At 70.0% G+C, this 9,326-nt stretch carries 4 protein-coding genes, 2 rRNA genes and 2 pseudogenes (1 of these 8 running past the window's edge); 1 reads left to right on the forward strand and 7 read right to left on the reverse strand.

The window, feature by feature from the left end:
* Position 1: 1 nt before the first annotated feature.
* From A8713_RS06515 to A8713_RS06525, 3 genes and pseudogenes are all read right to left on the reverse strand, one after another.
* A complete protein-coding gene (locus A8713_RS06515) occupies positions 2-997 on the reverse strand; it encodes a FecCD family ABC transporter permease (protein ID WP_064537287.1) in 996 nt (331 codons plus the stop codon).
* 155 nt (positions 998-1,152) lie between these two features.
* A pseudogene (locus tag A8713_RS06520) lies at positions 1,153-2,195 on the reverse strand (FecCD family ABC transporter permease).
* A 43-nt stretch (positions 2,196-2,238) separates the two neighbouring features.
* On the reverse strand, positions 2,239-3,267 hold the full coding sequence (locus A8713_RS06525; protein ID WP_064532096.1) for an HAD-IIA family hydrolase: 1,029 nt from the start codon (positions 3,265-3,267) through the stop codon (positions 2,239-2,241).
* A gap of 71 nt (positions 3,268-3,338) precedes the next feature.
* On the opposite strand from A8713_RS06525, the gene A8713_RS06530 reads away from it, so the two are divergent.
* Complete coding sequence (locus tag A8713_RS06530; RefSeq protein ID WP_064532097.1) at positions 3,339-4,634, forward strand: DUF1015 domain-containing protein; 1,296 nt, start codon at positions 3,339-3,341, stop codon at positions 4,632-4,634.
* Positions 4,635-4,742: 108 nt separating this feature from the next.
* Here A8713_RS06530 and A8713_RS06535 read toward each other — a convergent pair whose 3' ends face one another.
* From A8713_RS06535 to A8713_RS06550, 4 genes and pseudogenes are all read right to left on the reverse strand, one after another.
* Positions 4,743-5,600 carry a tetratricopeptide repeat protein gene (locus tag A8713_RS06535; protein ID WP_216826788.1) on the reverse strand — a complete coding sequence of 286 codons (858 nt, stop codon included), beginning with the start codon at positions 5,598-5,600 and terminating at the stop codon, positions 4,743-4,745.
* A gap of 405 nt (positions 5,601-6,005) precedes the next feature.
* Positions 6,006-6,908 (reverse strand): annotated as a pseudogene (locus tag A8713_RS34090) (hypothetical protein); the annotation flags it as partial.
* 139 nt (positions 6,909-7,047) lie between these two features.
* Positions 7,048-7,164, reverse strand: a 5S ribosomal RNA gene (gene rrf / locus A8713_RS06545).
* Between the two features lie 105 nt (positions 7,165-7,269).
* Positions 7,270-9,326: ribosomal RNA gene (locus A8713_RS06550) — 23S ribosomal RNA — on the reverse strand (it continues 1,065 nt past the right edge of the window).

Genomic DNA, 9,326 nt, shown 5'->3' on the forward strand with positions numbered 1-9,326 from the left:
CTCATATCCGGCCCTTCCGGCGCTCGGTGACCAGCAGCCACAGCAGGTAGACCCCGCCGAGCACGCCGGTGACCACGCCCACGGGCAACTGGTCGGCGCCGAAGGCGCGCTGCGCGGCCCAGTCGGCGGTGACCAGCAGGGCGGCGCCCATGCACAGCGACGGGACCAGGTTCGGGCCGGGCGAGCGGGTCAGGCGGCGGGCGAGCTGCGGCGCGGTCAGCGCCACGAAGGCGACCGGTCCGGCGGCGGCGGTCGCGGCGGCGGTGAGCAGGACGGCGGAGCCCATCAGCAGCAGCCGCACCCGCTCGACGCGCACGCCCAGGGCGTAGGAGACGTCGTCGCCCATCTCCAGCATGCGCAGCCCGCGCGCGTTGCCGAGGACGAGCGGGAGCAGTACGGCGCACAGCGCGAGCAGCGGCCAGACCTGGTCCCAGTCGCGGCCGTTGAGCGAGCCGGCCAGCCAGTTCACCGCGCGGGCCGCGTCGACGAAGTCCGCCTTGGTGAGGAGATAGCCGTTGACCGCGGTGGCGACCGCGTTGACGCCGATGCCGACCAGGACGAGCCGGTAGCCGTGGACGCCCTGCTTCCAGGCCAGCAGATAGATCGCGAGCCCGGTCGCCAGGCCGCCCGCCAGCGCGCCGAGGGTGACCGCGGCGGCGTTGCCGGACAGCAGCACGATCACCACCAGGGCGCCGGCGGTCGAGCCCTGGGAGAGGCCGAGCACGTCGGGGCTGCCGAGCGGGTTGCGGGCGACCGACTGGAAGAGCGCACCGCCCAGGCCCAGGCAGGCGCCGACCAGCAGGCCGACCAGGACCCGGGGCAGCCGCAGTTCGCGGATGATGAACTCCTGGCCCGCGTCGCCCTGTCCGGCCAGCGTCTTCAGTACGTCGGAGGCGTCGATCGGGAAGTCTCCGGTGCCGATGAGCACCACGCCCGCGGCGAGCGCGGCGAGCGTCAGCAGGACGACGACGGTGAACGCCCGTACGTCCAGGCGCAGGGAGAGCCCGCCGGGGGCGCGGACGGCACGTACGGCGCGGGGCGCGCGGGCACCGGGGGTGTGCGCGGTCCCGGTTCCGGCGGCGGCCGCCTCGGTGGTGGTCGTTCCGAGGGCGGTCGTCCGGGGGGTCTTCGCGGTGGGGGTGCGGTGCGTCTTCACAGCTGGGCCGTCCTCCGCCGCCGGACGAGCAGGATGAACACCGGTCCGCCGATGAGCGCGGTGACGACGCCGACCTGGACCTCGGCGGGCCGGGCGACGATCCGTCCGATCACGTCCGAGCCGAGCAACAGCACGGGCGACAGCACGGTGGAGTAGGGCAGGATCCAGCGCAGGTCGGGCCCGGTGAACGAGCGCACCGCGTGCGGGACCATGAGGCCGACGAAGACGATCGGACCGCAGGCGGCGGTGGCCGCCCCGCACAGCAGGGTCGCGGCGAGCATCGCCAGCGCCCGGGTGCGGTGCAGCCGGGCACCGAGGGCGCGCGCGGTGTCGTCGCCCATCGACAGGGCGTTCAGCGGCCGGGCCAGCAGCAGCGCGAGGACGGTGCCGGCGACGCAGAAGGGCAGCACCTGCACGACGGTCTCGTTCGTGGCGGAGGCCAGGGAGCCCACGGTCCAGAACCGCATCCGGCCCAGCGCCGCGTCGTCCGTGATCATCACGGCCTGGACATAGCCGTAGAGCGCGGCGCCGATCGCCGTACCGGCCAGCGCGAGCCGTACCGGCGTGGCGCCCCGGCTGCCGCCGAGGAACCACACCAGCGCTCCCACCGCGGCGGCGCCGAGGAAGGCGAACCACACATAGCCGCTCAGGCCGGTCACGCCGAGGTAGGTGATCGCGGTGACCACGGCGGCCGACGCGCCCGCGTTGATGCCGAGGATGCCCGGGTCGGCCAGCGGATTGCGGGTGAGCGCCTGGAGCACGGCACCGGCCAGCCCGAGCGCGGACCCGGCGAGCAGTCCGAGCAGGGTGCGCGAGAGCCGCTGGCCGACCACGACGTCGCCGTACGTCCCCGAGTCCTGGAACAGTCCGTGCCAGACCTGGGCCGGGCTCAGCCCTTTGGCGCCGATCGCGACGCTCGCCAGGGCGACGAGCAGCAGCAGCGCGGCGGACGCGAGCAGCCCGGCGGCGCGCGCCCCGCGACGGCTCGGGGGTGCGGCGGCCCGCGCCGCGCGCTCTTCGGGGGACTGTCGACCAACACCTGGTTAGGGTAACCTAACCCCTCCCCTGGCCTCGACAGTGCGTCACAGCCCCAGGCGGGCCAGCGCCTTCTCGCTCTCCAGCGCACACGCCCGCGCGCCGCCCGCCGTCCACGCCGCCGCGCACAACGCCCGCAGCCCGTCCAGCGGTTCACCCTCACCGGCCAGCTCCAGCCGGTCTGCGCCCGCCGCCGCCGTCCACCCGCCGCACCGGAAACCCTCACCCGTCCGGGTGACTTCCGGCTGCCCGGTGAGCAGCCCGCGCAGATCGGCGTCGACGTACGTCGGCCGGTGCTCGGGCGGGGCGGCCAGCAGCCGCGCCCCGTCGGTCACCCCGGTCAGCACCAGCAGCGAGTCCACCCCGCCGTTGAACGCGCCCTCGATGTCCGTGTCCAGCCGGTCACCGACCACCAGCGGGCGCCGCGCCCCGGTGCGCAGCACCGTCTCGCGGTGCATGGGCGGCAGCGGCTTGCCCGCCACCTGCGGCTCCGCACCCGTGGCGATCCGGACCACCTCCACCGCCGCGCCGTTGCCCGGGGCGATGCCGCGCGCGCTCGGGATCGTCAGGTCCGTGTTGGAGGCGAACCACGGCACCCCGCGCGCGACGGCGTAGGCCGCCTCCGCGAACCGCCCCCACGGCATCTCCGGGCCGCCGTATCCCTGGGCCACGGCCGCCGGGTCGTCGTCGGCCGAATCCACCGGCTCCAGGCCGCGTTCGCGCAGCGCCACCCGCAGCCCCTCACCACCGATGACCAGCACCCGCGCCCGCTGCGGCAGCTGTTCGGCGATCAGCCGGGCCACCGCCTGCGCCGAGGTGACGACGTCCGACGCCTCGGCCCGTATCCCCAGGTCGGTCAGGTGCGCGGCCACCGCGTCCGGGGTGCGCAGGGCGTTGTTGGTGACGTACGCCAGGTGCATGCCGCCCGCACGGGCGGCGGCGAGCGAGTCCACGGCGTGCGCGATGGCCTCACCTCCCGCGTACACCACCCCGTCCAGGTCGAGCAGCGCCGTGTCGTACGCCTCGCTCAGCGCCCGCGCACTGCCCTCGGGACCGGTCCTGACGCCCTGACTCATTCCGCATCGCTCCTCGTGTGCCGGTTTCCCCCGATCATCCCCCATGCCACTGACACACGTACGATGCCGGGATGAACACAGCAGGTCACTCGCCGGCAACACCGCGCCGCGGCCTCGACCTCACTCCGTTCCGGGGCCTCCGCTACGACCCCGACCGGGTCGGCAGTCTGGCCGCCGTGACGTCACCCCCCTACGACGTCGTCGTACGCCCCGACGGACTGCACCACCTCCAGTCCGCCGACCCCCACAACATCGTCCGGCTGATCCTGCCCCAGGCCGGCACGCCCGACGCCCGCAACGAACAGGCCGCCGACACCCTGCGCCGCTGGCTCGCCGAGGGCGTCCTGACCACCGACCCGGAACCCGGCCTGTACGTCTACGAGCAGCGCGACGGCGACGGCCTGCTGCAACGCGGCCTGATCGGCGCGCTGCGCGTCTCGGACCCGGCGGAGGGCGTGGTGCTGCCGCACGAGGACGTGATGCCCCACGTCGTCGCCGACCGCGCCGCTCTGATGCGCGCGACCAGCGCCAACCTGGAACCGCTGCTGCTGACCTACCGCGGCAACGGCTCCACCGCCGCGACGACCGTGATCATCGAACGCACCGCCGAACGGCCCCCGCTGCTCTCCACCACCACCGAGGACGGCTTCGGCCACCGCCTGTGGGCCCTCACCGACCCCGCCGACCTGGCCGGGATCCGGGAGGACCTGGCCACGCACCAGGCCCTGATCGCCGACGGCCACCACCGCTGGGCGACCTACCGGCGCCTGCGCGCGGAGCACCCCTCGCCCAGCGCCTGGGACTACGGACTCGTCCTGCTGGTCGACACCGCCCGCTACCCGCTCCGGGTCCGCGCCATCCACCGCCTGCTGCACGGACTGCCGGTCGCCGACGCGCTGACGGCGCTCGGCGGCCACTTCCGGGTGCGGCGCCTGGACGGGACGCCCCTGGCCAAGGCGCTGGAGGTGCTGGCGGACGCCGCCTGCGCGGGCAACGCCTTCCTCCTCGCGGGCGACGGCGCCTTCCACCTGGTGGACCGCCCCGACCCCGGTCTCCTGGACCGTACGGTCCCCGCCGACCGTCCGGCGGCCTGGCGCAGGCTCGACGCGACCGTCCTGCACGCCACGCTCCTGGAGCACGTCTGGGACATCCCCGAGGACGATCCCGCCCGTATCGCCTACATCCACGACACCGCCGCCACCGTGGCGAAGGCCGAACGCGACGGCGGGACGGCCGTCCTGCTGCACCCGGTCCGCGAGGACGTGGTGCGCGAGCTGGCCCGGCAGGGCGTCACGATGCCCCGCAAGTCGACGTCGTTCGGCCCGAAACCGGCGTCTGGGCTGGTGCTGCGGGCACTGGAGCTGTGAGGGCGGGGAGGCCGTGACGCACGAAGGGCGGGCCCCGGCCGGTATCGACCGGGGCCCGCCCTTCGTCACTCTCGTCGTCACTCTCGCGGCGCAAGGACGCTCGAGGACTCAGTCCTTGTCGACGCCTTCGTCGTTCTTGGCCTCGACGGCGCTCTCGTCGTTCTCGTCGTTCTCGTCGTTCTCAGCGTCGTCGGCGCCGCTGTGCTGCGGGGCGGCTTCGGGCTCGTCGGCCTTGTCCGTCACGGCGACCGCGTCCGACGCGTCGGCCGTGTCGTTCTCGCCGTCCTCGTCGAGCGCGTCGGTGAACTCCACACCGTCCAGCTCGGCCAGGCGGTCCGACGCGTCGGTGCTGCCGTCCCGGTCGGCCTCGACGGCCTTCGCGAACCACTCGCGCGCCTCGGACTCCCGGCCGGCGGCCAGCAGCGCGTCGGCGTAGGCGTAGCGCAGCCGGGCGGTCCACGGCTGGACGGAGTTCGAGGCCAGCTCGGGGCTCTGGAGCGTCACGATGGCCGCGTCCAGCTGATCCATGTCGCGCCGGGCACCGGCCGCGACGAGCCGCATCTCCACCTGCCCGGCCTTGTCGAGCTTGTGCACCTCGGGGGCACCGGCCATGTCCAGCGCCTTCTCCGGCCGGCCGAGCCCGCGCTCGCAGTCCGCCATGACGGGCCACAGCTCCACGTTGCCGGTCATCCGCCGCGCGGCCCGGAACTCCGCCAGCGCCTCGCTGTACTTCTGGCTCGCGTACGCGGCGAACCCGGCCGCCTCGCGCACGGCCGCGACACGCGACGCCAGCCGCAGCGCGACCCTGGAGTAGCCGTAGGCGCCCTCCGGGTCCTCGTCGATCAGCCGGGCGACCATCACCAGGTTCCTGGCGACATCCTCGGCGAGCGTCTTCGGCAGGCTCTGCAACTCCTGCCGTACGTCCTTGTCGATCTCGTCGCCGGTGACCTCCTCCGGGATCGGCAGCCGCTTGATCGGCTCCCGGTCGCGGTCCCGGTCCCGCTCGTCACGGAAGCGGCCGCCGCCACGGCGGTCGTCGCGACGGTCGTCCCTGCGGTCGTCCCGCCGGTCGTCACGACGGTAGGACGGACGGTCACCCTCACGGCGGAAACCACCCGGACGTCCCCCGCGGTCACCACGGTCGCCCCGCTCCCCGCGATCGTCGCGGCGGAAGCCGCCGGGACGTCCGCCCCGGTCGTCACGGCGGTCATCCCGGCGGTCGTCACGACCACCACGGAAGCCACCGCGATCGCCACGGTCATCGCGGCGGTCGTCCCGCCGGTCGTCCCTGCGGTCGTCGCGGCGGTAGGTGGGCCGGTCGCCGCTGTCACGGCGGAACCCGCCACGGTCGTTGTCCCGCCGGTCGTCGCGGCGGTCGTCCCGCCGGTCGTCACGGCGGTCGTCACGGCGGTAGGTGGGCCGGTCGCCGCTGTCACGGCGGAAGCCACCACGGTCGCTGCCGGGGCGGTCATCCCTGCGGTCGTCGCGGCGGTAGGTGGGGCGGTCGCCGCCCTCGCGGCGGAAGCCACCGCGGTCGCCGCTGTCCCGGCGGTCGTCACGACCACCACGGAAGCCACCGCGATCGCCACGGTCATCACGACGATCGTCCCTGCGGTCGTCACGACGAGCGCCGTACCCACCGCGGTCACGCTCACGGTCGTCACGCCGGCCGTACCCACGGTCGTCGTCACGCCGGGCGCCGTACCCGCCACGGGTGTCGTCGCGGCGGTCGTCCCGCCGGTCATCGCGGCGGTAGGTGGGCCGGTCGCCGCTGTCACGACGGAAGCCACCACGGTCGCTGCCGGGGCGGTCATCGCGACGGTCGTCACGGCGGTAGGTCGGGCGGTCGCCGCCCTCGCGGCGGAAACCGCCGCGGTCGCCGCTGTCCCGGCGGTCGTCACGACCACCACGGAAGCCACCGCGATCGCCACGGTCATCACGACGGTCGTCCCTGCGGTCGTCACGGCGGTAGGTGGGGCGGTCGCCGCTGTCACGGCGGAAGCCACCACGGTCGCCGCTGTCCCGGCGGTCGCCGCGGTCGGGACGGTCCGAGCGGTCGTCGCGACGGCCGCCGTACCCACCGCGGTCACGGTCACGGTCGTCACGCCGGCCGTATCCACGGTCGTCGTCACGACGGCCGGTGTAGCCACCACGGTCGTCGCTGCGGCGCGGCCCGCCGCGGAAGCCGCCACGGTCACCGCGTTCGCCGCGGTCACCAACGTCCCGGCGGCGCTGATCGCGGTCCGGACGCTCGTCGGGAGAGTTGGTGGACATCGGTGACTCCTGTCTGCTGTACCGCAAAATCATTCTCACGCAACCGGGTACCCGGCGCGCTCCAAGCTGTGTGTGACGAAAAAACAAAAGGACCCCTGGTCCCAGCTGAACGCTGGTGACCAGGGGTCCTCCAAAGATTGTTCGGCGGTGTCCTACTCTCCCACAGGGTCCCCCCTGCAGTACCATCGGCGCTGTAAGGCTTAGCTTCCGGGTTCGGAATGTAACCGGGCGTTTCCCTCACGCTATGACCACCGAAACCCTAATGGTTTCGAGCGAACAAGCACACTCTTTAATTGTGAGTTCAGCTCAAAGCCGGCAACTGTTCGTTGCCTCAGAACTTACACAGTGGACGCGAGCAACTGAGGACAAGCCCTCGGCCTATTAGTACCGGTCACCTCCACACGTTACCGTGCTTCCAGATCCGGCCTATCAACCCAGTCGTCTACTGGGAGCCTTACCCCATCAAGTGGGTGGGAGCCCTCATCTCGAAGCAGGCTTCCCGCTTAGATGCTTTCAGCGGTTATCCCTCCCGAACGTAGCCAACCAGCCATGCCCTTGGCAGAACAACTGGCACACCAGAGGTTCGTCCGTCCCGGTCCTCTCGTACTAGGGACAGCCCTTCTCAAGACTCCTACGCGCACAGCGGATAGGGACCGAACTGTCTCACGACGTTCTAAACCCAGCTCGCGTACCGCTTTAATGGGCGAACAGCCCAACCCTTGGGACCGACTCCAGCCCCAGGATGCGACGAGCCGACATCGAGGTGCCAAACCATCCCGTCGATATGGACTCTTGGGGAAGATCAGCCTGTTATCCCCGGGGTACCTTTTATCCGTTGAGCGACGGCGCTTCCACAAGCCACCGCCGGATCACTAGTCCCGACTTTCGTCCCTGCTCGACCCGTCGGTCTCACAGTCAAGCTCCCTTGTGCACTTACACTCAACACCTGATTACCAACCAGGCTGAGGGAACCTTTGGGCGCCTCCGTTACCCTTTAGGAGGCAACCGCCCCAGTTAAACTACCCATCAGACACTGTCCCTGATCCGGATCACGGACCCAGGTTAGACATCCAGCACGACCAGACTGGTATTTCAACGACGACTCCACACACACTGGCGTGCACGCTTCAAAGTCTCCCAGCTATCCTACACAAGCCGAACCGAACACCAATATCAAACTGTAGTAAAGGTCCCGGGGTCTTTCCGTCCTGCTGCGCGAAACGAGCATCTTTACTCGTAGTGCAATTTCACCGGGCCTATGGTTGAGACAGTCGAGAAGTCGTTACGCCATTCGTGCAGGTCGGAACTTACCCGACAAGGAATTTCGCTACCTTAGGATGGTTATAGTTACCACCGCCGTTTACTGGCGCTTAAGTTCTCAGCTTCGCCTGGACGAATCCAAGCTAACCGGTCCCCTTAACGTTCCAGCACCGGGCAGGCGTCAGTCCGTATACATCGCCTTACGGCTTCGCACGGACCTGTGTTTTTAGTAAACAGTCGCTTCTCGCTGGTCTCTGCGGCCACCCCCAGCTCAGACCGTAAAGATCCTCACCAGATGTGGCCCCCCTTCTCCCGAAGTTACGGGGGCATTTTGCCGAGTTCCTTAACCATAGTTCACCCGAACGCCTCGGTATTCTCTACCTGACCACCTGAGTCGGTTTAGGGTACGGGCCGCCATGAAACTCGCTAGAGGCTTTTCTCGACAGCATAGGATCATCCACTTCACCACAATCGGCTCGGCATCAGGTCTCAGACACATGGCATGCGGATTTACCTACACACCGTCCTACACCCTTACCCCGGGACAACCACCGCCCGGGATGGACTACCTTCCTGCGTCACCCCATCACTCACCTACTAACCGCTCGGTTCAGCGGCTCCACCACTCCCCTCAACTCCGAAGAGATCAGGGCGGCTTCACGGCCTTAGCATCACGATGCTCGATGTTTGACGCTTCACAGCGGGTACCGGAATATCAACCGGTTATCCATCGACTACGCCTGTCGGCCTCGCCTTAGGTCCCGACTTACCCTGGGCAGATCAGCTTGACCCAGGAACCCTTAGTCAATCGGCGCACACGTTTCTCACGTGTGAATCGCTACTCATGCCTGCATTCTCACTCGTCAACCGTCCACGACTACCTTCCAGTGCCGCTTCACCCGGCAGACGACGCTCCCCTACCCATCCACACACCCGTTGGGGCTATTGTGTGAATGACACGACTTCGGCGGTACGCTTGAGCCCCGCTACATTGTCGGCGCGGAATCACTAGACCAGTGAGCTATTACGCACTCTTTCAAGGGTGGCTGCTTCTAAGCCAACCTCCTGGTTGTCTCTGCGACTCCACATCCTTTCCCACTTAGCGTACGCTTAGGGGCCTTAGTCGATGCTCTGGGCTGTTTCCCTCTCGACCATGGA

The sequence above is a fragment of the Streptomyces sp. SAT1 genome (assembly GCF_001654495.1).
In the GTDB taxonomy this organism is placed as follows: Bacteria; Actinomycetota; Actinomycetes; order Streptomycetales; family Streptomycetaceae; genus Streptomyces; species Streptomyces andamanensis.